The 24,211-nt window shown below is 68.6% G+C and carries 16 protein-coding genes and 1 pseudogene; 7 read left to right on the forward strand and 10 right to left on the reverse strand.

From position 1 onward, the window contains the following. Window positions 1-45: 45 nt before the first annotated feature. The 3 genes from OG828_RS00765 to OG828_RS00775 all read right to left on the reverse strand — a co-directional run bounded on the left by OG828_RS00765 (window position 46) and on the right by OG828_RS00775 (window position 4,686). Window positions 46-672 (reverse strand): TetR/AcrR family transcriptional regulator, encoded by a 627-nt coding sequence (locus tag OG828_RS00765; RefSeq protein WP_328499711.1) that lies wholly within the window; start codon window positions 670-672, stop codon window positions 46-48. Window positions 673-1,481: 809 nt separating this feature from the next. Beyond that, on the reverse strand, window positions 1,482-2,978 hold the full coding sequence (locus OG828_RS00770; RefSeq protein WP_328499712.1) for an outer membrane protein assembly factor BamB family protein: 1,497 nt from the start codon (window positions 2,976-2,978) through the stop codon (window positions 1,482-1,484). Between the two features lie 985 nt (window positions 2,979-3,963). Further along, entirely contained in the window at window positions 3,964-4,686 is a 723-nt protein-coding gene (locus OG828_RS00775) for an SDR family NAD(P)-dependent oxidoreductase (RefSeq protein ID WP_328499713.1), read from the reverse strand. A gap of 292 nt (window positions 4,687-4,978) precedes the next feature. Here OG828_RS00775 and OG828_RS00780 point away from each other — a divergent pair, with 292 nt between their 5' ends. From OG828_RS00780 to OG828_RS00800, 5 genes are all read left to right on the forward strand, one after another. Beyond that, window positions 4,979-5,305: a hypothetical protein gene (locus OG828_RS00780; RefSeq protein WP_328499714.1), complete on the forward strand. Its 327-nt coding sequence runs from the start codon at window positions 4,979-4,981 to the stop codon at window positions 5,303-5,305. Window positions 5,306-5,857: 552 nt separating this feature from the next. Then, window positions 5,858-6,703 (forward strand): alpha/beta fold hydrolase, encoded by an 846-nt coding sequence (locus OG828_RS00785; protein ID WP_328499715.1) that lies wholly within the window; start codon window positions 5,858-5,860, stop codon window positions 6,701-6,703. Window positions 6,704-6,926: 223 nt separating this feature from the next. After that, the gene (locus OG828_RS00790; RefSeq protein ID WP_328499716.1) at window positions 6,927-7,466 is read left to right on the forward strand and encodes a carboxymuconolactone decarboxylase family protein; all 540 of its coding nucleotides are present in this window, start codon (window positions 6,927-6,929) and stop codon (window positions 7,464-7,466) included. Between the two features lie 589 nt (window positions 7,467-8,055). Then, on the forward strand, window positions 8,056-9,024 hold the full coding sequence (locus tag OG828_RS00795; protein ID WP_328499717.1) for a hypothetical protein: 969 nt from the start codon (window positions 8,056-8,058) through the stop codon (window positions 9,022-9,024). A gap of 366 nt (window positions 9,025-9,390) precedes the next feature. After that, window positions 9,391-10,680: a cation:proton antiporter gene (locus OG828_RS00800; protein ID WP_328499718.1), complete on the forward strand. Its 1,290-nt coding sequence runs from the start codon at window positions 9,391-9,393 to the stop codon at window positions 10,678-10,680. A gap of 65 nt (window positions 10,681-10,745) precedes the next feature. On the opposite strand, the pseudogene OG828_RS00805 reads toward OG828_RS00800, so the two are convergent. Both OG828_RS00805 and OG828_RS00810 read right to left on the reverse strand, forming a co-directional pair. Then, window positions 10,746-11,319 (reverse strand): annotated as a pseudogene (locus tag OG828_RS00805) (IS110 family transposase); the annotation flags it as partial. A 3-nt stretch (window positions 11,320-11,322) separates the two neighbouring features. Continuing rightward, window positions 11,323-12,261, reverse strand: a complete 939-nt coding sequence (locus tag OG828_RS00810) for an SDR family oxidoreductase (protein ID WP_328499719.1) — start codon at window positions 12,259-12,261, stop codon at window positions 11,323-11,325. Between the two features lie 543 nt (window positions 12,262-12,804). Here OG828_RS00810 and OG828_RS00815 point away from each other — a divergent pair. Beyond that, complete coding sequence (locus OG828_RS00815) at window positions 12,805-13,260, forward strand: transposase family protein (protein WP_328504773.1); 456 nt, start codon at window positions 12,805-12,807, stop codon at window positions 13,258-13,260. A 273-nt stretch (window positions 13,261-13,533) separates the two neighbouring features. Beyond that, complete coding sequence (locus OG828_RS00820; protein ID WP_328499720.1) at window positions 13,534-13,875, forward strand: histone-like nucleoid-structuring protein Lsr2; 342 nt, start codon at window positions 13,534-13,536, stop codon at window positions 13,873-13,875. Between the two features lie 360 nt (window positions 13,876-14,235). On the opposite strand, the gene OG828_RS00825 is transcribed toward OG828_RS00820, so the two are convergent. From OG828_RS00825 to OG828_RS00845, 5 genes are all read right to left on the reverse strand, one after another. Then, a complete protein-coding gene (locus OG828_RS00825) occupies window positions 14,236-14,712 on the reverse strand; it encodes a flavin reductase family protein (RefSeq protein ID WP_328499721.1) in 477 nt (158 codons plus the stop codon). Between the two features lie 106 nt (window positions 14,713-14,818). Next, the gene (locus tag OG828_RS00830) at window positions 14,819-15,301 is read right to left on the reverse strand and encodes an acyl-CoA thioesterase (RefSeq protein ID WP_328499722.1); all 483 of its coding nucleotides are present in this window, start codon (window positions 15,299-15,301) and stop codon (window positions 14,819-14,821) included. Beyond that, complete coding sequence (locus OG828_RS00835) at window positions 15,298-21,150, reverse strand: type I polyketide synthase (RefSeq protein WP_328499723.1); 5,853 nt, start codon at window positions 21,148-21,150, stop codon at window positions 15,298-15,300. Before OG828_RS00835 ends, OG828_RS00830 begins: the two co-directional genes overlap by 4 nt. After that, window positions 21,147-22,163 (reverse strand): enediyne biosynthesis protein, encoded by a 1,017-nt coding sequence (locus OG828_RS00840; RefSeq protein ID WP_328499724.1) that lies wholly within the window; start codon window positions 22,161-22,163, stop codon window positions 21,147-21,149. Before OG828_RS00840 ends, OG828_RS00835 begins: the two co-directional genes overlap by 4 nt. Beyond that, window positions 22,160-24,142, reverse strand: a complete 1,983-nt coding sequence (locus OG828_RS00845; RefSeq protein WP_328499725.1) for a CRTAC1 family protein — start codon at window positions 24,140-24,142, stop codon at window positions 22,160-22,162. Before OG828_RS00845 ends, OG828_RS00840 begins: the two co-directional genes overlap by 4 nt. Between the last annotated feature and the right edge of the window lie 69 nt (window positions 24,143-24,211).

The raw sequence follows: 24,211 nt of genomic DNA on the forward strand, positions 1-24,211 counted from the left end.
TCAAGCCGCCTGGGCCAACGTCGTCCGGCTTGCCGGTGGTTATATCTAGCTCGCTGGGTGTGACGGCGCGGAGGTGAGCGTGTCCCAAGCGGCCATCGCGCAGGTGATGACCGTTTCCAGCTCGGCGCGAGTGGCGCCGTCACGGGCTTGTACGGATAGGCCTTGCACCACGGTGGTGTAGTAGCGGGCGATGGCGTCGAGGCTGGCGGGCGGCACGGCGAGGTCGCCGTCGGTGACGCCGCGGGCGAGCCGGTCTTTGTTGGTGCTGAGCATGTCGCGCCGGAGGTCGGCCAGGAACTCCCGGACCGCGTGGTTCTCAACGGCGCCGGTGGGCGCGGCCAGGATGAGCATGCAGCCGGGCGGCGCGTCCGGACGGGTGATCTCATCGGCGGCGGCGCGCAGCATGGCGTGGAACGCGGCGCGCGCGGTCGGCTGTTCGCGCAGCGCGCGCCTGGGCCGCTCACCTGAGGTCGTGCCGTAGAGCGCCATGACCTGCCGGAACAGGTCCTCCTTGCTTCCGAAGCACGCGTAGATGCTGGCCGAGGCGATTCCCATGGCCTGGGCCAGGTCGTTGAGCGAGGTGCCCTCGTAGCCCCGTTCCCAGAACAGCTCCAGCGCCTGGTGCAGGGCGGTGTCCGGGTCGAATGTGCGCGGCCTGCCGCGAGTGGCCATCAGAATGCCTTTTCCTCATTTTTGTCGTTCGATCAAGTTTACCTTGACCTGCTTCGGGGGCTATGAGCGCATGGCTGGTCGTTCGATAAACAAAACAGAGGCGATCATCATGAACATTCCCACGATCATGCGTGCGGCAGACGTCGCTGAGCGGCCCGCAGGACCTGCGCCTGATCGCCGACGCGCCAGTACTGAGCCCAGGCCCGGGAGAGGTCCTGATCCGGGCCACCGCATCCGGCGTCAACTTCGCCGACATCCAACGCCGGGTCCCTCGACATGTGCCCACCAGCTCAATACGCGGGGATCATCCTGAGGCGCTCGCCAGGTTCGCGACAAGGCTGCCATCTAGCCCGGTGCCTCAGGCTGCGTGTCGGCCCGTGCCGCAGATGCGACGATTACGTCATTGCCCGTGGCGCGCCCCCGTCGCCACGGGCTCATCCACGCCAGCGGTCGCTCCGGCCCACCGGCCCCCGTCGAGGCCGGTGGCGGCCATCACGTGTCGCAGCTGCGGCGAGCGTGCAGCGGTGGCGGGCACTGCGGCGGTCCGTGAGAGCTGGTTCGGCCGGATGTGGAACGTTCGACTGGCGACCTGGTCAAAGACTGCGGAGGGCGGCTCCGGGTGCCGGCGCGTGGGCGCCTGCGGACCTGGAGCCGCCTTCGTCACTGACGTCGGGAGCCGCTCGTGCGGCGGGCGTCGGTGTCAGCCGAGTGCCAGGCGACCCGCCCGAGGGGGACGATTTTCTCCATGCCCTTCCCCGGTGGTGTGATGGCGTCGGCGGCCGCGCAGAGGCCTCGACGGGCTGACGCCGTCAACACCGCCGCGCGGCACACGTCTTAAATGCGTAGAACTTGTTGTTGCCGGTGAATCCGGGGATGTTGCTGTAGCCGGAACCCCAGAAGACGGTGCCGTTGGCGATCGCGGCTCCCGCGAGCACAGATCCGCCGGAGGCGAAGCTCCAGAGGATGGTGCCGGTGGCGGCGTTGAGCGCGAACATGTTGTTGCCGGCACCGGCCATCGAGGGGGCGAACACGACGCCGTTAGTCACGGCCAGCGGCCCCTGATCCGAGGCTCCGCCCGGGTCCGGGGTCTGCCAGAGGATTCTCCCGGTCGCCGGGTCCAGTGCGCTCCATGAGCCGTGACTGGTTGTCTGACCCGATGGCTGGAGGGTGTAGGTCTGGCCCTGGTAGTTGGATATGGCTACGTAGATCCGGTTGCCGTCCGTAGCGGAACCCCACTGGATCCCGCCGAGTGGCCCGCCTGGCCCAACCTGGGTGGCCCACAGGACCGCACCGTTGCGGTCGGGGTCGAAGGCGGCATAGAGGCCGCTCTTTTGGCCAGCGCCGAGGACAGTCTTGGGGCCGCTGGCCGTTTGGATGGTGAAGAGGTTGACGCCGCTGCCGAAGTCGTAGTCGGAGCCTGTCGGCTGAGGGCAGTTCGGTCCGGGGGGCCCGGACAGGCACGCCAGATTCCAGTCGTCACCGTTGGACAGGCGTTGTGACCACGCGACCGACCCGTCCGTCATATGCAAGGCGACGATTGAGTCGAAATGGTCGTCCGGGGACAGGCACGATTCCTGAGTGCCGCCGCTGCTGATGCAGGACGTGTAGGCAGGCGCAGTCGGCGTGCTGTAGTTGTTGCCGGTGGTGGTGTACACGACACCCCTGGCCGGGTCCGGGACGACGGTGCTGCTCCAGACGGCGCCACCGGTGTATCCGGTCGGTACCGTGGAGGTCTTCCACTTCAGGGCTCCCGTGCTCGCGTTCAGCGCGACCACGCTGCCGCGGAAGCTGCAGCAGGGGTAGCTGGGGTTGTCGGCCGCGGTCTCTTCGGTCGAGGAGACCCCGACGTAGAGCACGCCCTGGTAGACGATCGGTGATGCGGTGTCGATCGCGTATGGATGGGTGTCGAGTTGGGTCTTCCAACGGAGGGCACCGGTGGTGATGTCGATGGCGAGGAGCCAGGCGCCTTGCTGGGTGCCGATGTACATCGTGTTGGTGCTCGGGTCGACGTAGGGCGTGGTGCGGGAGACCACCTTGGCGGGCGGATTGGGGAAAACGCCCGGCAGATAGTCCGTCAGGATGTCCCGGGACCAGATGAGCCGGCCGCTGTTGGCCTTGACCGCGTACAGGTGCCCGGACCAGTCGGGGAAGTACACGGAGCCACGGGTCACGGCGGCACGCGCCGACACATCGCCGCCGGTCGTGAACGTCCACTTCTTTGCGAGGGTGCCTGCGTTGGTCGTCGTGATCTGGCTGTGCTGATCGACCGGGACGCTCGCCGTGTTGTTGGGATTTTGGCCGAACATCGGCCATTCTTGGGCCTTTGTCACCGCGGTGGCCGCGTCCGCTGTGGTCTTCGGGAGGCTATACACCGTCGCTGCCGCCAGGGCCAGTACCGCGAGGAAGATCCCAGTTCGACGGCGCCACCATCGTGGTTGCGTGTCGTACCTTCTCGTCGCCGATGCAGGTCGGTCTGTCATGTTCCATCCCCCCGTTTTGCTGAGTTGCTTGTTGTTGTGTCGGCAGATGCCGTCGCTGGTGAGAGGTGCATGTGCGGGAGCGGTTTCGCGGTTTCAGGCCACTACAGGCGGACGCCGCGCACGTGGACCGCGTGGCCTGGTGCGCGGCGCGGCAGAACCGATGGAGCCCGCCGAGCGGGCTGAGGTGATGTGAACGCGGGCTCGGCTGAAGGAGCAGTTGCGGGCGGTGCCGATGGCGGGTGCCAACGGCGCGGTGCGCGCCGGAGTTCGGCGGTTGACCGGTCGGCGTCGGAAGCTGGGTGAGGTGCGGGAGCACCCGCAGCCCAGGCCTGCTTTCCCGCCGAGGGCCGTCAAGACGCAGCGGACGCGTTCTTCCCCACGGTCGGGAAGAGCGCTCATCGCCGCGATCGCCTCAGGTGAGGCGATGGTTGCTTCCAAATATGGCCGCAGCGGTCTCATCGGGCTGACAGGTGATGCCCAGGTCCTCGGAGCGGCAGCGGCGGGGAGCCGGGAGGTTCGCAGCCGACCAGGGAGCGCACCGTGCCGCCGGCCCGGCGCCACACCGGGACGCTGCACGATCATCGCTGGCGACCGCTCACGGCCACGGCGCATCCGGTGACCGGGACGTCGCAACCGGGTACCGGTGCCCTTGCTTGCTCCACGCCCGGCACAGCCCGGCGGGCGCAGGCACCCGCGGGAGATCCTTCGTTCGTACCCCGTGCTTGCCCGGGATGGGCGGACCGCCCCCCGGGGGGGGTGGGGCGGTCCGGTTGTTACGACTCTCTGCTTCCCCCTGCCGTTGTTGCCCAGCTCACGCCGGGGGCGCTCCCTGCGCGAGTTCGGCGAACTGGCGCTCAAGGATCTTGTCCGGGCCGTTGCGCCACATGTCGGTCATGGGCGCCATCGTGGCGTCGGGGAAGATGTCCTCCTCCCCCTTGTCCACCGCGTCGAAGATGGCCTGGGCGGCAGATTCGGGGGACGACTTGGGGATGGGGAGTTGGCGCGTCATGTCAGTGTCGATGGGGCCGGCCAGGACCGCGTGGACACTGACGCCCTGCCCGGCCAGGAACGCGCGCATCGTCCTCGTCAGGGAGAACAGGGCCGACTTCGAGATCGAGTAGGACGGGAAAGGCGGCAGGGGTGAGAGCGCGGCCGCCGAGTTCATGGTGATGATGGCGCCGCCGGAACGGACCAGGGCGGGCTGGAACGCCTGGGTCACGGCGTTGGTGCCGTGAAAGTTGACCGCCATATGGCGTTCGAGAATGGCGGGGTCGAACGGGATGTCGGGAAGCATGATGCCGGCGTTGTTGATGAGGATGTCGAGCGACTCGACCTGTCCGGCGGCCGCCTGGATCTGTGCGGCGTCGGTGATGTCCAGCGTCAGGGGCGTCACCCGCGCGTCGGCGTCGGCCAAGGGCTGGCGCGTGCCGGCGTAGACCCGTGCCGCCCCCCGAGCGAGGGCCTCGGCGACCAGCGCCTTTCCGATGCCGCGATTGGCCCCTGTCACCAACACAGTCTTGCCTTCGATGCCCATGCTCTTCTCCCCTGTCAGATGCCGTGGCGTGCGGTGGTGGGGCCTGGCCTGAGGGCCCCTGGTCCTGCACCCGCTCGCCGACATGGCCGTGCAGGCGAGTTCTGTATGACCGGGCCAACTTTCTTTGTCGATCGACGAACAAATCGTCCCATGGCGTTCTGGCGCGGGTCAAGGAGATCTTGTTCGATCGACAAAGAATGTGCGCGGAACGATCGGGAGCCTTCGCACTCTTCGTCGGTGTGGCGATGTGCATGAGTCCCTTGCCGGCTATTGCCAAGACGCCCCCTCGGACATGAATCTGCTGCACCGAAATATCGGGCAGTTGACCATTGCCGCGGGCGTGATCGACGACGTGGTCGGATGGTTGCTTCTTTCGATCGTCTCCGCGATGGCCACGACCGGCGTGAGCGGTTGGACGGTGGCGTCCTCGGTGGGCCTGCTCGCGCTCGCCGTCCCGGTGGCCGGTCACGCAGGCAGCCCGGCATCCGACTGGGCGTCAGTTCTTCGGCCGGGGACCACTGGAGGCCAAGGGCGCCCGACTGCTCAGGCCCGGTCGGCATCTCAACACACGGAAAAATGGCGGAAGTTCAGGGGTGGCGGGCACCTGGGGCGCATATGAGCGCGATGCTGAGTCCCAGGAGGACCCGCGCTCTGAATCCGGCGTCGGAGGTGTGAGATGCGGAGAGTGCGCGACCACACGGTGGTGGCTCCCCCACGCGCCTACTGGTCACCGGGGAAGCGCTGTGCAGCTAGCTTCAACCCCCTCTCCACGCAGGGCGTATCGGTTGAGGCGCTCGAGGCGCGAGCCCTGAGCCGATGCCTCGCCGCGGCGGCGCCAACCTCGCCCGGCGCTTCTTCCGGATCGCCGTCAGGAATACCACCGTGGCCTGGCAGCTCGCCGTGGGCGGTGACCTGTCGCTGCCCGAGGTGGCGGGGCCGCGCCCGCTCGGGTGCGGGTCGTCAACGCGTACGTCGGTCAGCTGCAGGCGGCGGGCGCCCACGATCCCGCGGTCACCGAGCAGTTCTGCGGGTGGGCGCGCTGGTCGATCCGCCTTGGCGTCTGCGGCGGCCCGCCATGGTGCTGCGGGTTGCCCCCAGCCGACTGCGCCGCAGGCTCGCCGACAGCCGCCCCGCAGGGAATATCCGTCACACCGAACGAAAGGGTGGCCCCATGACGACCTCGTCCATTCGCGAACGTGAGCTCCGCGTCGCCGGCATCCGCACCGTCTTGCGCGAGTCCGGCCCGGCCGACGATCGCGAGGCCGTCGTCTTCCTCCACGGCAGCCCCGGCTCCAGCGCCGACTGGATAGGACTCCTCGACAGCATCGGCGGCAAGTGCCGCGCAGTGGCATGGGACGCCCCCGGCTTCGGTCGAGCCGCCAAGCCGAGCGACTTCCCGCACGCTGTCGAGGGGCACGCCGCCTTCATTGGCACGGCCCTCGACACCCTCGGCATTGACCACGCCCATCTCGTCGTCCACGACTTCGGCGGCCCCTGGGGCCTCACGTGGGCCGCCGCCCACCCCGAGCGCTTCGCCAGCGCCGTGCTGATCGATACGGGTGTGCTCTTCGGCTACCGCTGGCACGCCCTGGCCCGGATCTGGCGCACACCGGTGTTGGGGGAGCTCTTCATGGCTACCGCCACCAGGCCCACATTCCGTGCCCTTTTGCGCCGCGGCAATCCGCGAGGCCTTCCGCGGGAGTTCATGGACCGCATGTACGACGACTTTGACCGCCGCACGCGCCGCGCCGTACTGCGCCTCTACCGGGCGACCGATGCCGCGGCAGCCACAGGGCCGCTCTCCGCCGTGCTGCGGCCGTTGCGCCGCCCCGCACTCGTGATCTGGGGTGCCCACGACCCGTACCTGCCCGTCGCGCAGGCCGAGATCCAGCGACGTACCTTCCCGGACGCCGAACTGGTGATCCTCGATGAGAGCGGGCACTGGCCCTTCATGGACGCACCAGAGGCCGTCGCCGCCGCGGTGACGAAGTTCGTCCAGCATGCGGCCGGGCACTGACCCGCTCTCTTCGCCGCATCGCATCGCCCGGACCGCTCCTCCCGACGGTCTCAACCACCAGCACCCCGCCTGCCCTGACCCCACCTGTGGCCCTCCGCCCTCGACACGGACCCGTGGACATGCCCGAAACACTCAGGGAGTAGTCCACTCCCCCTACGGAGGCGGAACATGGAGCGGACCCATATCACTGCCACGCCGTTCCGCTCGCGAGAGGACATCCGCCATGCCGCACATCGCCATCGACAACGATCAGCCCGGGATCCGCGGGTTGATGATCCAGCGGCCGGACACCGCCGCCCCGCTCAGCCAGTTAGCCGAGACGCTCCTGCGCTCCCCCCTGTCGCTTCCGCCCGGGGAGCGGGAGTTGATCGCCGCTTACGCGTCCCACCTCAACTCCACGCCCTTCTGCTCCGGTTCGCACGGGGCGTTCGCCGCCGCCCAGCTCGACGGCGGGCACGAGCTCGTCGACGCCGTGCTCGCAAATCCCGACACCGCGCCGATCACACCGCGACTGCGGGCACTGTTGCGGATCGCAGCCGAGGTATGCGGGCCGGTACGACCCCTCACGGCCGACACAGTCGCCGCCGCGCGGGCGACCGGCAGCGACGACGCGCAGATCCACGACACCGTCTTGATCGCCGCCGCGTTCTGCATGTACAACCGCTACGTCACCTGCCTCGATACCGAACTTCCGGACGATCCGGGCTACTTCGAGGAGGGTGCGAAGCTGATCGTCGCCCAGGGGTATGCCTCCGAGACCTGAGACGCCCGCCCACGCCGCGTCGAAACCGTGGGGGCACCGGCACCTGCTGCACCGCAGCCGGCCACCGGTGAAGTCGGTGGCGCCGAGGGTCATCAGTGGGGGCAGCGAAGACCGGCTGGCGCTGGGCGTGTACGACGAGATGCTGGTCGACCAGATCACCCTGCCGCAGGCCGGACCGATGCGGGTGTGGTCCCCTACCCGGCACGGCGTGCAACTCGCCTCCGAGTTGCACGGGCGCCGGCCATCGCGGACGGTGTCCGATCCGAGCCCTTCTCCAGCAGCCTGTCCCAGGGCAACCTGCCCTCCTCAACTGGCACGGAACCTGATCCGGAACCAAACACCAATCACAGGACCAAACGCTCAGTAGGCCCTGCACGCCTCGGGGGAGGCAGATGATCGTCGTCACGGCATACCCAAGACCGGCAAACCAGGCAGCTCGCGATCGCGCAATGACTATGGATGCTGCCGTTGGTTCAGCAAGTTGAAAGAAACCTCCTGCCCGGGTGCCGCCTACGCTCCGAGGGCGAGGGACGTACGTGCCCCTGTGCGCGACTCGTTCATCTGACGGCGGAAATCGAGGGAGTCTAGTGTGGCGCGCAGTGAAGAGCTATCGGTCTCCCACCAAGATCTTGGAAAGCAGGCAAATCCTGTCGGTGGAGTGGCGATTGAACAACGCTGGCTTATCCTGCTACTCAGCATTGGTGCAGGATTTCTACTGACGGTGGTGTGGTCCGCAGAGTTTGTGGACAAGACGATCGGTGGCAATGTCGCAAGGACCGTGCTCGGGCACGACCCGGAAGCCCCGATCTCCGGTGCGATGGCGGGTATCGTCTTCGCGTTCACTTCGGGACTCGCTGGCACGTTCACCGCTTGCAATATCGCAGCTTTCGGTGCGGTCGCCCCTCTTCTTGGCGCTGCTGGTAGCCGGTGGGGTCGTCTGGTGCAGTCGCTGAAGCCGTTGGGCTGGATGTCGCTTGGCATGCTCGCGGTGTCTGCTGTCTACGGTGCGGTGGTCGGGATCGTAGGTACTTCGATGCCGCAGTTCTCTCAGGCCGAGAACATGCCGGGAGTCCTGTCCGGCCGTTCGGTGCAGAGCATGGTGGCGTTCGGCATCGTTGGATTGGCGATGCTCTACATGGGGCTGAGCTCGCTTGGGTTTCTCCGCGATCCGTTCCTGCGCCTGCACAGTCGGTTTCCCTATGCGCAGACAGTGTTCATGGGCGCATTGATCGGTGGCTTCCTCATCGGGCGCCCTTATCCACTCTTTCGGCAACTGTTTCGGGACGCAGCCGAGAGTGGGAACCCGTTGTACGGCGCAGCGGCGTTCATGCTGCAGTCGGTCGGGAACATTGCGATCATGGCTGTGATTTTCATCGTACTGGCCGTGGCCTCAGGCGCCCGCTTGCAGACGTGGATGGCAAAGCCTGGGCGCGCGGCCGTGTTCATGGCGGTCACCCTTATCGTTGCTGGTGCCTTCACGTTCTTGTATTGGGACGTCCGCTTGCTCGCGCGCCGAGAGATTATCCCTTGGTATCCGATCGCTCCGTGGGCTGCGTAAGTGTGTGACCTGAGGTGTGCTGGCAACACCACCAGCCGCACATGGCTTTGAGCGATTCCGTGGCCTCAGCCCGTCCCGGCCCTGTCGACTGCCCTGTTCGACCTTGACGCGACGCTGTTCCGCTGCGAGTTGACCGACGACCAGCTTCCCCGCCGCCGTCCCCGGGCCGGGCCGACATCCTGGCCCAGCAGCGGGCTCAGGTCCCGGCACCGGGATGGTGGAAACGATGTAGCACTCGACCCGGCACGCCGTACGCGGAAGCAAGCCCGGCACCACTTTCAACCACTCATCCGAACCCCGCCGCGTACGGAGACCACCGTGGCCCCACCCCCGCCGATCGCCGCGCATGCGCTGCTCGTCTTCCTCTTGCAGGTCGGGCTGCTGCTCTCGGCCGCGCTGCTGCTCGGCCGACTGGCCAACCGCCTTGGCATGCCGGCCGTCGTGGGCGAGCTGTGTGCTGGGGTGTTCTTCGGGCCGACGGTGCTCGGCCATCTCGCGCCGTCCGTGTCCGCGTGGCTGCTTCCCCATACCGCCTCGCAATTCCACCTCCTGGACGCGATTGGGCAGATCGGTGTGGTGCTGCTCGTCGGCGTCACCGGCATCGAGGTCGATTTCCGGCTCGTGCGGCGCAAGGGCAGCGTCGCGCTCCGGGTGGGTGTCGCCGGACTGGTGATCCCGCTGGTCGCCGGAGTCATCGCAGGGCTGGCGGCGCCGCGTTCGCTGCTGACCGGCTCGGTGAATCGGGAGGCCTTCGCACTCTTCGTCGGCGTGGCGATGTGTGTAAGTGCCCTGCCGGTCATCGCGAAGACGCTCTCGGACATGAATCTGCTGCACCGCAATATTGGGCAGTTGACCATTGCCGCGGGCGTGATCGACGACGTGGTCGGCTGGTTGCTTCTTTCGATCGTCTCCGCGATGGCCACGACCGGCGTGAGCGGTTGGACGGTGGCGTCCTCGGTGGGCCTGCTCGTGCTCGCCGTCCTGGTGACCGCGAGCGTCGCCCGCCCCCTCGTCCGCGGTGCCTTCGCACGGTGCCAGCGCTCACCCGAGAATGGCCCGACGATCGCGACCGCCGTCCTGGTCATTGTGCTGAGCGCGGCCGCGACCCAAGCCATGGGCTTCGAGGCGGTGTTCGGCGCCTTCCTCGGCGGCCTGTTGATCGGCTCGGCGAAGATCGCGGACCTCGGCCGACTGGCGCCGTTACGGGCGGTGGTGGTGTCGGTGTTCGCGCCCCTGTTCTTCGCCACCGCCGGCCTCCGGGTAGACCTGACCATCCTCACCCGTCCGGTCCCGCTGCTCGCCGCGGTGGTCGCGCTGTTGATCGCGGTGGCTGGCAAGTTCGCCGGCGCGTACTTGGGTGCGCTGTCCAGCAAGTTGACCAGATGGGAGGCGCTGGCCCTCGCTGGCGGGATGAACGCCCGCGGAGTCATCCAGATCGTCGTGGCCACGGTCGGGCTCAACGTCGGCGTCCTCGATACGACCACATACACCATCGTGATCCTCGTGGCGATCAGCACTTCGCTGATGGCACCGCCGATCCTGCGCCGTGCAATGCCGCACATCCTGGTGACCGAGGAGGAGAGGGATCGGCGGCGGGCACTGGCTGTGTTCCGCGACCCGCGCCCAAGTGTCGACCCTGACTCCGAACCTGCCTGAATCCCGATCGGCCGGACCCGACGCGAGAGTGCAGCAGGGGTACCTCTATGTCTTCGCCAAGCGAGGCGTGGGGTTCTGGGTTCGTGGCGGGTGCTGTCGCGGAGTGTCGCGAACAGCACGTTGATCGGTTGCCGGGCGAGCCGGAGGCTGGCCTGTATGTGAGTCTTTCCTCTGCTCCGGCACTTGTCGTAGTAGGTGCTGGCGGCGGGATCGTGCAGAGCGGCGAACGCGGACAACATCGAGCGATTGAGTTGCCGGTTGCCGCCTCGGGGGGCGTGTTCGCCGTGGATCGAGGTGCCCGACGGCTTCGTGGTTGGAGCAAGGCTGTGATCTGGGCTTCCGTCGCCCTTCGCTGTTCGTGGACCGCGCGCCGGGCGAGCGGACCAGCGAGGGGATCACGATGTCGAGTGTGCCGGTGCCCGGAACGACGACGGTCTGCTCGTCGAGGGCCTCGGAGATGTCGTCGATCAGCCGCTTCGCCATCCGGGGCGCCTTGGGCCGGATCACCTCGATGAGCCTGCGGCGGCCACCTTTTCGCAGCGCGGCCGGGGATCCGTAGCGTTCCAGCAGCCAGGTGACGCGTGATGGTCGAGCCAGGGATCCGAGGGCGCGCTCCAGGCTGAGGGCGAACGGAACCAGGCGTCACCCGGACGTGGTACCGCCCGACAGCAGGTCCTCGTACCCGTTGCTCACCATCGCCTTGCGCTGGAGGTCCGCGTGCACGCGCTGCAGTTCGCCGAGGAAGTCCGCCGCACCGGCGACGGGCAGGCGCACCGGCCGCTCGCTGCTGGGGGTGTCGACCAAGGCGGCTATCGCGTCGGCGACCTGTTGGTTGTCCGGCAGGCCCGGCTCGTCGACGAGGTGCCCCTCGGCGCGGTCTGCCAGGTCGCCGTATTCGGCGAGGCGGCGGGCGTCCTCTCGCCCGAGCTTGTCGCGGTAGCGGCGGTAGTAGCGCACGCCGTTGGGGTCGGCGAGGTCAGTGTCGTACGCTCCGGGCTCGAGGATGACGAGGTCCACGCCGGACCGGCGCAGCTCGTACCGGCTGGTCTCGGCCATCGCCTCCATGGCCCACTTCGTGCCGACGTAGGCGCCGATGAAGGGGAGGACGATCCGGCCGAGCGCTGAGGTCGTCTGGACCACCAAGCCCTCCCCTTGGGCGCGCATGGCCGGCAGCACGGCGCGGTACATGCGCAGCTGGCCGAAGACGTTGGTGTCGAAGACGGCACGCACGTCGTCGATCGTCATCGTCTCGAGGATCGCGGGATAGAAGATGCCTGCGTTGTTGGCGAGGACGTCGATCCTCCCGGCGCGCCGCAGGACCTCGCGGACGCCGCGCTCGACGGAATGGTCGTCGCGGATGTCGATATCGACCACCTCGAGGGCGAGGTCCTCCTTGGCCGCAGCAGTGCGCAGCTCCCGCGCGGGGCCAGCGTTGCCGTTGCGGGTGTCGCGCATGGAGGCGAACACGCGGTGGCCCGCGCGGGCCAGGGTGAGCGCGGTTAAGTAGCCGAAGCCGCTGCTGGTGCCGGTGATCAGCGCTACCTTGATGCGGTCATCTAACGGCTTTTGCGTCGTCGCCATGGAATCCCCCGATGTGATGGCTGCCTCGACCGCTGCAGCCTGCCACCCTCCACCAATGATCCGCAACAGGAGTGTGCGAATTAGGACGACGGAATCAGCCGGGCGGAGAACTTATGACGATCATGTCGCAGTACTTGCCCGGGAGAACGCCGTCGGCTCGTCCCGGCGCCCGTGCCAGATATGCAGGTTGAAGAAGAACCGGTAGCGGCATCCGGCGCGGTAGCAGACCACGCCGGCGACGTTGACCCATAATCGGCGGGATATCACCCGGCCGCGGGCACCCTCCATGGTGCTGCCTGCAGCCGCGGCGGTGCCGGCTGGCTGGGCCGACGAGCAGCCACTGGGGCGGCTATGACGTCGTAGTTCCGGCTCTGGCACAGATCTTGGGGAGGGGACACGGAAGGTCATCGCGGTGTTCGATTGCGAGGGGGTGATCTCGCGTGAGACGGCGTACGCTTCGCCATCAGACAGACGGTAGTGACGCTCCATCAGGTCTCTCCGGGCCTTCACGGTCGTCGACTGCGACCGGTGACTGTGCTGGTTATGCAGGCCGATTCATCGTTCTGGGACTCGCTGCTGTTCGACGGGATCGACGACGTGGACATCGAGGCGGTGAACGCTGTCTTCAGTGCCGTCGACGCAGTAGCGAGAGACCGGGCGGCGGGCGCAATCTGTCCGGACTGCGGTGGGTTCTCGGAACGCGTGCATGACTCCTACCAACGCAAGTTGAGGGATCTTCCGCTTGGTGGGCAGGGTGTTGTCATCTGCGGGTCCGGCGCTTCATCTGCGGCGACGCGAACTGATTCGCGCCGCACCTTTGCCGAGCCGTTCGCGCAGCTGACCGTTTCGCACGCGCGCTTCACCACTCGCTGTCGAGCCGCACTCGCTCTCCTCGCCTACCGGTCGGCGAGGAGAGCGGATGCGCGCCCACCATGCCCTGGTCCACGGCCTGTTGAGCAAGGGGATGGGGCTCCGTGTCATCGCCCGCCACCTGACTGAGGGCGGCATACCGTCCAGCAGTATGCGCGCGCCGCCCGCCGGCAGGACATGGTTACCGGACGCAGTTCCCGCCCCAGCCGCCTCGACATGTACCAGCCCTACTTGCAACGCTGTATCGACGAAACCAACGGCACGATCACCATCATCGAGTTACGCGAGGGGCTGCAGCCTGAGCACCTCGATGACTTCGTGTCAGTCCGGAGAAATAGCGGTACAGGAGCCCGACCGCTTGTGATTGCCGGATGTGGCTGAACGTGCTCTACGATCCCCTTCATGGCCCAGAAGGTAGTCACAACATATGTGGATGACTTGACCGGCGAGGAATCGTCGGAAATCGCCACGCACAGCATCCTCATCGACGGAGCTGGGGTCGAGATCGACCTCACGGATGAGAACTACGAGAAGCTCCTTGAGCTCTTGAATCCGTTTCTCCATGCTGACGGCGCTCGGAGGATTCGCGGTGCCGCGAAGCTGAAAGGGAAGTCCAAGGCGTCGACTGGCGGCAGGGACGACTCGTCGGCGATCCGGGCTTGGGCGAAGGCAAACGGCTTCGAGGTCAGCGATCGCGGTCGTGTTCCGGCCTCCGTCCGCGAGGCCTACGAAAAGGCTCGCTGACACTCGTCCAGTAGATGGTGGCCCCCGCTGTTGCGGGGCTACCGGGCATCTCGCGGTCAATGACCGCACCCGTAGCACACACGAGGGCCGCTCGAAGCTCACACCAAGTTGCCCTGCGATCTCGTGCATCGTCCGAACTGGCATCTCGGCCGTGATATCACCGCAGCAATAGGGAGTTACAGTAGGCAGTCGGCGGGACTGGCCAGGCAGCGGTGAAGATGGCCAAGCACTACGGCACGACGGTGATCGCCACCGCCTCGCCGGGCAAGCACGAGACGGTGCGCGCCGTGGGCGCCGATCACGTCCTCGACTCGCGCGGCCCGACCTCGCCGCCGACGTACTGGGTGGACCGGCGGCGTGTCACGCCTCCTTGGTACGCAGAGCGTGGAAGCCGCCGTCGTAAAACAGCAGGGCGTCGTGCTCGTCCCGGACGCCCATGTCGAGGACTTCGCCGACGAAGATGGCGTGATCGCCGCCGTCGTAAGTGGCCGTGAGGGAGCACTCCAGCCAGGCGAGGGAGCCTGCCACGACGGGGGATCCGGTGAAACGGCCGGGTGACCATTCGATGGGGGCGAACTGTTGGATGCCGCGAGGGCGGCGGCGGTCGGCGAAGTAGCGCGCCAGATCCTCCTGGTGCGTTGAAAGCACCGACACTGCGAACGACTTGCGATCGAGGACGGCCTCGTGCATGGCCGCCTCACGGAGCACGCAGATCAGCACGAGCGGCGGGTTCAGAGACACCGATGTGAACGAGTTCGCGGTCATGCCGTGCGGCGTGGCACCGCCGGTCGTCACGACGGTGACGCCGGTTGTGAACCGGCCGAGGACGCGGCGCATGCCGTTTCGATCCAGCTCAGTATTCCGGTCCAGCCCGTCACTCGGAACTCGTTCGCCAGATGTCGCGAGTCCCGTGACGGACGCTTGGTCGGAGTGGGCCATGGCGTCAGTCACTGTTCACGACGTCGGCGAGCACGAGCGGCCGGGGTGCGGGAGCGGCCGCGCTGTAGGGCTCCAGTGCCTTGCGCAGCGAGGCGGGCACCTTGGCCGGACGGGTGTCGGTGTTGGGGCCGCGCATGCACGCGATCCGCTGCCGCCCCCGCGCGACCAGGTCCTCGAGCCCGTCGCGCAGTCGCACGTAGTCGAAGGCGAACCCGATCTGGGTCTGCGTGAGGTCCTCCAGGCGCATCCGGATCGACAGTTCGTCGAATGCGGTGATCTCCGCCAGGTACTCGCATTCGCACTTGAGAGTGAACAGCTTGAGATCGTCGCGGATCTCGTCGAGCACGTCGGGCGCGTGCTCGCGCAGGAACATCTCGCGGCACCGCCCCTGCCAGCTCAGGTAGTTGACGTAGTAGACGTTGCCGACGAGGTTGGTCTCCTCGAACCCGACGAGATGCCGGTATTCGTAGTACGGTCGCGTGATCATTTACCGCTCTCCTTCGACTCCGTCAGCATCGTGAAGACCACAGGTTGGGCGAGCCCGCGCAGCGTCGTGGGGAACGTCGCGATCCGGGCGGCACCCGAGCGCAGTACGACCCAACGGTCCGCCGTCGGCTCGGAGACCTCGACCAACCCGGCGCGCACGTGGCCGGTCTTGCGCAGGCATTCCTGCGCGCCCCAGATGCGCGTGGCGGCGATCGACAGGTCCTCGCCGCGCTCGCTGGCGACGAGTTCGGCCAGGGCGAATCCCTCCGCGCCGAGCAGGTCGGTCCACTCCTGCGCCGACCGCTCCACGGCCTCCTCGACGTCGCACCCGACTACCCGCTCCGCGGCCACCGCGAATGTCACGCCCGCACCGTGCGAGGAGGAGACCTCGATCCCTCCGTCGGCCTCGGGCCTGCCGTCCGGCCGGTAGCTGAGGGACGGCTCGCGGCCGAGCGCAAGGCCGAGCGCCCGTACGGTCCTCCCGCGCCGACCGGCCACGTCGCCGGTGGCCTCGCCGCCGTCCGGCCAGACGGCCGTGCGGAGCGCGGTCGGCAGCACCGTTGCGGACCGGCGCTCGAGGTACGGGCCCAGCAGCGCCGGCGTCCATGGTCCCGCGCCGTCCTGTTTGCGGACGGCCTGGAGCCGCAGTCCCTCCCAGCGTTCGACGAGCGCGCCCGCCGGGTCGCGGACGTCGAGGTCGTACACGTACGTGTCACCGTCGCGGGAGCGTTCGGCGGCGTGGAGCGTGACCCGATCGAGCGTGCGCATGCGGGCCGGATCGGCGAGGTGGAGGCGCTCTATGGCGGCGGGCAGCAAGGTCGCGTCGGGCACGCAGCACTGGATCGCGTGCATGAGCGCGTCGCGTGTGCCCGGGTCGGCGAGGACGAGGTTGGACGGCAGGAACCCGCCGAACCACGGCTTGGCCGCCGCGTTGGAGAGGTCGGCCACGCAGCGCTTCGCGGCCAGGTCTCGGTAGCCCAGGAGCCGCTGGAACCGGTCGCCCTGGAAGAGCACCGGGCCGTAGAGATCCTCCATCGGCGCTAGCGGCACCCGGACCGCCGCGGGCGCCGCCGGGGGCGCCGTGTCGTCCGGTGCTGGCACGTCGAAACGGAGGGTCGCCCGGAAGTGATCCGCCTGGAAGGTGGTCTCGTCGCTGCGGATCACCGCCTGCACGGTGCCCTCCTCGGTGACGAGTGCGGCGATCCGGATCGTGGTTTTCCCGTCGACGGGGACGACGATGGGACGGAGGAACTCAACATCCTCGAGCACCGGGGGGCCGGGTCGGCCGGTCAGCGCAGCGGCCGCCTCGGCCATGGCCTCCATGCCGAACACTGCCGGGAAGAGCAGATCGCCGTCGAGCAGGTGGTCGGCGAGGTAGAGGTCGTCGTCGGCGGAGAGGTCCGCGTCGACGACGAGCTCGACGCCGGGATAGTGCACGCGGGGCCGGTCGACGAAGCGCAGCAGCGGCAGCTCGCGCGGCTCGAGCGTGATGGTGGGCAGGCTCTCGGCGCGGCCCATGACCACGACCGAGGTGGGCGCATGCGGGTCGGCGAGCAGTCGCCGGAGGACGGCGACGCCTTCATCGGGCGGGATCGGCCGGATGCCCTCGCGCATCAGTGACTCCAGCACGCCGAGGCGCTCGCCCATGCCGGTGCCCGACCAGACTGACCACTCCAGTGCGAGGCAGCGGCAGTTCGGGTACTCGTCGCGGATCCGGTACGTGAGGTCGGTGAGCCAGTCGTTGGCCGTGGCGTAGTCCGCTTCACCGCGCAGTCCGGCTCGGCCGATGATGCTGCCGAAGGTGACCAGGAGCCGGAGCGTGGCCGGGTCCGTGGCGGCGAGCACGGTTTCCAACCCTGTGATCTTCGTCGCGAGTGTGCGCCGGAAGGAGGACTCGTCGAGGTTGGCGAGCGCGTGTGGCACGTTGCGGCCGGCGCCGTGCAGGATCGCCGTCACCGGCCCCAGCGTCCGGCGGACCTCATCGACCGCTGACTTGACCTCGTCCGCGGAGGTGATGTCGGCGCGCACGTACCGGTGACTCACGCCTGCGGCGGTCATGCGGGCCAGGTTCGCTGCGAGCTCCTGGTCGGCCTCCGGGGCGGAGCGGCCCATGAGCGCGATCGCCGTGCCGGTGGTACGCGCCAGGTCGAGCGCGCATTCGGCGGTGATGCCTTTGCCGCCGCCGGTCACCAGCAGCACGTCCTGCGCGCCGAGGGCGGGCGGCCCGCCGGGTCCGTGCCGCGCCGGCAGTGGGCGGAGCAGCGGGATGCGGCGTGTTCCGGCCTCGTCGTACACGGTCTCGCTGAAGCCCGCGGTCGCGGCGATGTCGGCGACGATGCGCGGCACGATCTGCGCCACACGCTCGGCCGGCATCGGCTCCGGCAGGGGCAGGGTGACCAGGGTCGTGGCGACGGTGGGGGCCTCGAGGTGGAGCGTCTTGGCGAGACCGGCCGCGCCCCGCCGGTCGCCGACGATGACGAAGCGTCCCGGCGCGCCGGGTGAGAGGGCGCCGCGCGCGGCGGCGAGCATCACTGGCACGTGGCTTTCGTCGCAGCCGTACGGCAGGCAGAGCAGCACCCCGCCACCGAGCCTGGCCTGCCGCAGCGCGGTGTGGAGGGCCGGCGCGAGGGGGTGCCTGTCGGCGGCGAACAGCTGCCAGTCACCGTCGGCCGGCGCAGTGACCGCCGGCCCGGGTTCGGCTGGGACGAGATCGACAGAGAACGCGCGCACCCAGGGGCCCGCGCCGGTGATGTCGGTCGTGGCGTGCTCGTCTCCGGCGCGCGCGGTCTCGCGCAGTTCATCGAGCATCTCGGCCAGTTGCGCCAGCGTCGACGTCGCGAACGCCGAGGTCGCCAGCGGCGTCGTCAGGCCGAGTTCCCGGGAGGCCTGGGTGACGATCTGCCCGACGGTGATCGAGCTGAGGTGGAGTTCGTCGATGGCGTTGCTCTGCGCGCTCACCGCCTCGAGAGGCAGCTCGGCCCGCTCAGCTGCGAGTCGCCGCAGGACGGCCAGCGTGTCGACGCCGTCTCCCGCTGTCGGCGCGTCGGGAACCTGCGCCACGGGAGCCTGCGCAGCGTCAGGTGCTGCGAGAACTGGCAGATCGAGACCCGGCAGATCGCTCTCCGGCGCCGATTCGCAGGGGCTGGCCAGGAAGCGCAACTTCTTGTCGAGCGGGAACGGCCGCGTGAAGCGGTCGCGGAAGAGCACATGGTGGCGGACGGGCGCGCCGAGCGCATACGCGATGCCCACCGCGTGCAGCAGTCCGGAGAGCGACATGCTGTCGGCCTCCAGCGACACCGCGGGCACACCGGGTGCGATCTCTCCGGCAAGGCTTCGCAGGATCCTGCCGGGCCCGACCTCGATGAGGAGGTCGACCTCTTCGGCCATCGCCCGGACCGCTTCAGTGAAACGCACCGGGTCGAGAACCTGACGGGTCAGCAGGGCGGATACTTCGGTCTCGGCCGGCAGGACGGCGCCGGTGACCGTGGAGACCACGGTCCGGGCGAGCGGTGCGAAGGACTCGCCCCGCAGATGGTCGCGGAACGCGGTGGCCGCCGGGGCGACGGCCTGTGAGTGGAACGCGTGGGAGACCGGAATCCCGGTTGCCGAGTAGCCCTGGCCGGCGGCGCGTTCGCAGACCCGCTTGACGGCGTCGGCCGGTCCGCTGACGACCGTCTGCCGGGGGCTGTTGTAACCGGCGATCACGACCGGCTCGCCGATGAGAAGTGGGACGACCGCCTCCGGTGGCGCGACGACGCTCGCCATGGCGCCGCCGCCGTCGCTCGCCTGCGCCATGATGCGGCCACGCGCCGCAGCCGCGCGGAGCAGGCCGGCCTCGTCCATCGCGCCCGCCCAGTGAAGTGCGGTCAGCTCGCCGAGGCTGTGGCCCGCGGCCGTGACGGCCTCGATGCCGAGGCTGGCCAGCACGCGCAGGCCCGCGACGGACGAGGTGACGATCCTCGGCTGGGCGTTCTCGGTGGCGACCAGGTCGGCGCTGGAGGGCATCGGCAGGGTGCGGTAGAGCTCGTCCACGTCGGCGAACCGCCGCCGCAGCGCTCCGCCGTCTCCGCGTCGGCCTGCTCCCTGCCCGGGGAAGAGGAATCCGATCCGCGGCGGCCGCGCGGAGGTGCCCAGGAAGACGCCGCGCGTGACGTCGAGGACGGATCGGGCCCCGTTGTCGAGCATCGTCAGCAGGGTGGCGAAGCGCTGGCCTGCCTCCTCGGGATCGCCGGCCACGATCGCGGCGCGGAGCGGACGGTCGCCCAGCTCGCGCTCGAGTGTGGCCGCGAGGTCGCCGAGTTCGGCGAAGGAGAGCCTGCCGCACAGCTCGGCCAGCTGCGCGACACGACCGCGCAGAGCCGAGAGATTCTCCGCGTCGACCAGGAGCAGCTCGACGTCCTGCCGGGACCGCGTCAGCGTCTCGACCGTCGGCCCGAGCCCGGCGTCGGGAGCGCGGTCGGCGTGCTCCACGACGACGTGTGCGTTGATGCCTCCGAACCCCATCGACGAGACGCCGGAGCGGACGGGGTAGCCGACCGGCCACGGCTCCGGCTCGAGCGGCACACGCAACGCGGGCCGCTCCCCCGTCAGCTCAGGGTGGGGGTCGAGGTGGCCGGTGGCCGGCGGGATGACCTCGTGGTGCACGGCGAGGATCGCCTTGATGAGGCCGGCGACGCCTGCAGCCGCCTTGGTGTGGCCGATGTTCCCCTTGATGGTGCTGATCGCCGCCGCCGGCGCCGCGGGGTCGGCGGCGCGGCGCGCCTCGCTGAACGCCCGCAGTTCGGTCGCGTCGCCGACGGCGGTGCCAGTGCCGTGGCCCTCGAGGTAGGCGACGGTCTCGATGCCGTATCCGGCGGCGTCGTAGGCGCGCCGCAGCGCGAGCCGGTGTCCGGCGGCTTCGGGCCGGGTGATGCCGCCCTTGCCGTCGGAGGAGTAGCCCCAGCCGGCGAGCGTGGCGTATCGGCGCAGGCCGCGCGCGACTGCGTCCTCGTCGCGCATGAGCACGAGCATGCCGCAGCCCTCGCCGGGCCAGAACCCGTTGGAGGCGCGGTCGTACACGCGCATCTCGCCGGTCGCCAGGGCGCCGGTCTTGGCGAAGCCGATGACCTCGAACGGGTCGATACTCAGGTCCACGCCGCCCGCGATGGCCACCTCAAGCTGGCCGGTCGCCAGGGCGTTGGCCGCGGTCGCCACCGAGAGCAGCGAGGAGGAGCAGGCGCCGTCGACGGTAAAGCCGCCGCCGTGGAGGTCAAAGTGGTTGCAGACGCGTCCCGCGATGGTGTTGGCGAGGCCGCCAGCCAGGGTGTCCTCATCGATAGGCGGGAAGGCGCTCTTGTAGCGCGTTTCGAGCCCGGCCAGGAACGTGCCGAGGGCGGCGTCGTCCCAGCCCTGCTCGCGCAGGGCGGCGCCGACCGTGCGGCGCACGTACGGCCAGCGCAGCCGCATGAGGTTGGCGCGGCTGAATTCACCGGTCAGGGTGTTGCCGATCACGACGCCGGTGGCCGACCGCGGCAGCCCTTCGGCGCCGGGGAAACCCGCGTCCTGCAGGGCGCGCGCCGCGGTGTCCAGTGCCAGCCAGTGGGTCATGTCCGTGGACCGGAAGGTGCTGCCTGCGACCCGGTACCGGATGCGGTCGAACTCGAAGCCCTCGAGGACGGCGGCCTTGCGCGTGTAGAAACGGTCGGGCGCCGCCGGGTCGGGTGAGTAGTAGTCGTCGAGGTTCATGCGCTCGTCCGGCAGCCGGCGGAACGCGCGCCGACCGGCGAGGACGTTCTGCCAGAGCTGCTCGGTCGAGTCCGCGTCGGGGTATCTACAGGCGATGCCGACCACGGCAATCCGGTGACCGCTCATGCCCGCATCGCCCCCGTCGTCTCCGGCACCCGAGCCGGCACCTCCCCGTTCACCGTCGTGGCGTCGGGCTTACGCCTGGACCGCAGGCGCTGGACGAAGGAGGCACCCCACCAGCCGAGGCCGCGGGCGGCGCAGACGATCGTGAGCGCGATGAAGAGGGTGTAGGTGATGTCGAGTTCCATCAGGATCCCGTAAACGAACGCGACGGAGCCGCCGAACATGAACTGGGCGCGCCCTGACATCGGCGTCGTGCCCGGGTCGGTGATCATGTAGTTGGTGAAGAGGACGAACGCGACGCCCGTCATCGAGCCCAGTGCGGAGAACAGCGCGACATCCCAGATGCCGTGCCGCACGAAGGCCTGGATGGCAAAGCCGCCCATCCAGCCGACGATCAGCGGCACCTTGCGGGTGAGCATGGTGTTGAGGACGGTGCCGGCCGTGGCGATGATGAGCGCGATCATCACCCGGAAGAACGTGTTCGCGTTCTCAGTGAATTGGTACGGCGGCGCAATGCTGACCCAGCTGAAGCAGACCAGGACCATCGTGATGCCGAAGTTGGACGGGTTCATGAAGTGCCGCATCCGCCCGTTGATGGGCGCCTGGAACGCGTGCTTGCCTGCGACGCCCACGAACACGCCGAAGATGACAGGCAGGATCTGGTTGTTGGCGTAGAGCAGCATATTGACGGCGAGGGCGGTGATGTGCGCCGGTAGGAGGAACTCGTACAGACCGCGCACTCCCCCGCCGAGGAACCGCGGACGCCGCTGGTACGCCCACGCGCTGATCAATTCGAACGTGATCTCGGTCGCGTAGCCCGTCAGCAGGGCGAAGACCGGCCACAGGTAGGGCTGCTCGAAGCCGAGCAGGGTGTAGCCGAACACGTTGAAGACGGTGATCGACATAGCGAAGTTGCGCAGCGCGAGATACCGCGGATCAGGCTTCGGCTTTACGGGCTTGGCCGTCGCGCTCGACGGAGCGGTGTCGGCCTGAGAGGGGTGCGCGACAGCGGTCATCGGCTCGAAACCTCCTGGGCGGTGTCGGTGAGCATGAGGGTGTGGACGCCGGGCTTGAGCTTCAGCGCCTGCTGGTGGAGGCCTCCGTCGACGTCACGCCACTGGAGGTCGACGGACACGGGGCCGCTGTACGAACCGATCCCGAAGTGGACATCGAAGCTGCGGAAACCGACGTGGCCGCCGCCGCCGTCGAGCTGGGAGATCTGGGTGCCCTGCGGCGTCGTGATCTTGACCTGGGCGCCGTACGCGGGCGTGCCGATGGCCGCGAGGCCCTTGCCGGCCTTGGCCGGATCGGTAGACGGACGGTAGAGCTTGAGCTCGAGCGAGTTGCCGCGCTCCGGCGCCCGGTTGGCGTAGAACGCCGGCGGTCCCCACTGCCGGGCCACGGCGAAGTCCAGGGTGCCGGTGCCGGTCGTGTCGCCGGTGGCGACAGCGCGGGTCGGGGTCGGCACCGCAAGGCCCAGCTCGGAACTGATGTTCACGTAGGTGCCGCTGGAGTTCTTGGCGTAGAAGGCGAGGGCCTCGTGGCCCGAGACATCGTCGCCGGGCTGGAAGTTGGGCCACATCGCCGGGTTGCTCAGCAGGACGTCGTTCTCGGTGGCCGCCTCCTGCAGCCAGTTCCACCGATTCTCGGTGCCTTTGATGAAGCCGGTTGTCTGGATCACGTCCTGTTCGCCGTCGTTTCGGAAGTCACCCGTCTTGACGTCCCAGCACCAGCCGGTCCACGCCAGGCCGTGCTGCTGGGCCTCCTGCGTGAACGGGGCGACGCCCTTGCTGAGCTGCTGCCTCATGTCGGCGTCGTTCGCGGCCTTGTTGATGAAGAGCAGGTTGCTCTCCTGCAGGCCCCAGGCGACGTTGATGTTGGGGACGTAGAAGTCGAACCTGGCATCGCCGTTCAAGTCGGCGAAGTCGACGCCCATGCCCTTGAAGGAGCCGTCTCCGACCACGAACGACTTGGGAGTCGTCCCCGTGCGCCGGCCCTTGGCCTCGCTGAATTTGATGTGGCCCGGGGTCGATTCGTTGTACAGGAGGTGGCCGTGGCCAAAGTCGTTGGCGATATAAGGTTCCGGCAGGCCGTCACCGGTGAGATCCGCCCCGGAGATCGCGAGCGTCCAGCCCGTCGATATCTCGAACGGGATCGCACCCTCCTCCTTGACGTAGTCGACGGTCGGGTGGGGGCCCGAGGTCGCGCCGTTCCAGCGCAGCACGTGGTCACCGCCGGCGTTGTCCCCGGACGAGAGGCTGTTGGTCATCGAAACGTTCTTCAGGCCGTTCGGGTCCAGCACGTCCGAATCGGGGAAGTAGTTGCCGATGATGATCGAGGGGTGCCCGCTGCCGTCGAGGTCCGCGACGTAAGCGGCGTCGGTGTTCCAGCGCGGGCCGTGGTACTTGCCGTCGGACGACTGCGAGGGCACGAGCTCCTGCCGCACGTACGCGCTCGGCGAGGGCGTCGTGGCGGTCGACTTCGGCAGGAACAGGATCGGGGTCCGTCCCCAGTACGTCACGAGGAAGCCGATACGGCCGTCGCCCGTAAAGTCGCCGGCCGCGCAGCCGGTCGGCGCCATCGTGTTGTCGTACGGCAGCGGCGCCGGGTTCAGCGTGAACGGCGTGAACCGGTCGGCCGCCGGCGCGGTGGGCGTGTACGTCACGATCACCGAGTTCGTCCGGGTGTCTACGATGCACATGCCGTTCGCGCGGCCGTGGCCGGTGACGTCGTTGATAGCGACGCTCGCCCCGACCGCCGAGATCCAGGAACGGATCTTCTGGTACGCCGGGTTCACCTCCCGGATCGTGTTCATGGGCTGGTCGTTGTAACCGGGCGGCAGCGCGATGGGCAGTTCCTGGAACTTGTACTGCGCGGCGGTCTGCGGACCGCCGGACACCGTGACCGCATTGCTTGCGCCGAAAAACAGCGACACGCCGACAACAAAGGCCAGCACTCCCGGCACCAGCCGACGAAGACGCTTACTCAGCCTCACTGCGCTCTCCTCTCGAAACAACGGTCATAAGGTGCGGGGCGTCTCCTCGGATGGGCAGCCGGACACGTG

The organism is Streptomyces sp. NBC_00457 (assembly GCF_036014015.1).
Lineage (GTDB): Bacteria > Actinomycetota > Actinomycetes > Streptomycetales > Streptomycetaceae > Streptomyces.

Excerpts from the sequence above, each read along its gene's own strand:
- OG828_RS00765 (WP_328499711.1), bottom strand. The coding sequence starts at position 672 with ATGGCCACTCGCGGCAGGCCGCGCACATTCGACCCGGACACCGCCCTG.
- OG828_RS00770 (WP_328499712.1), bottom strand. The coding sequence starts at position 2,978 with ATGTTCGGCCAAAATCCCAACAACACGGCGAGCGTCCCGGTCGATCAG.
- OG828_RS00775 (WP_328499713.1), bottom strand. The coding sequence starts at position 4,686 with ATGGGCATCGAAGGCAAGACTGTGTTGGTGACAGGGGCCAATCGCGGC.
- OG828_RS00780 (WP_328499714.1), top strand. The coding sequence starts at position 4,979 with ATGAATCTGCTGCACCGAAATATCGGGCAGTTGACCATTGCCGCGGGC.
- OG828_RS00785 (WP_328499715.1), top strand. The coding sequence starts at position 5,858 with ATGACGACCTCGTCCATTCGCGAACGTGAGCTCCGCGTCGCCGGCATC.
- OG828_RS00790 (WP_328499716.1), top strand. The coding sequence starts at position 6,927 with ATGCCGCACATCGCCATCGACAACGATCAGCCCGGGATCCGCGGGTTG.
- OG828_RS00810 (WP_328499719.1), bottom strand. The coding sequence starts at position 12,261 with ATGGCGACGACGCAAAAGCCGTTAGATGACCGCATCAAGGTAGCGCTG.
- OG828_RS00815 (WP_328504773.1), top strand. The coding sequence starts at position 12,805 with ATGCAGGCCGATTCATCGTTCTGGGACTCGCTGCTGTTCGACGGGATC.
- OG828_RS00820 (WP_328499720.1), top strand. The coding sequence starts at position 13,534 with ATGGCCCAGAAGGTAGTCACAACATATGTGGATGACTTGACCGGCGAG.
- OG828_RS00825 (WP_328499721.1), bottom strand. The coding sequence starts at position 14,712 with ATGCGCCGCGTCCTCGGCCGGTTCACAACCGGCGTCACCGTCGTGACG.
- OG828_RS00830 (WP_328499722.1), bottom strand. The coding sequence starts at position 15,301 with ATGATCACGCGACCGTACTACGAATACCGGCATCTCGTCGGGTTCGAG.
- OG828_RS00835 (WP_328499723.1), bottom strand. The coding sequence starts at position 21,150 with ATGAGCGGTCACCGGATTGCCGTGGTCGGCATCGCCTGTAGATACCCC.
- OG828_RS00840 (WP_328499724.1), bottom strand. The coding sequence starts at position 22,163 with ATGACCGCTGTCGCGCACCCCTCTCAGGCCGACACCGCTCCGTCGAGC.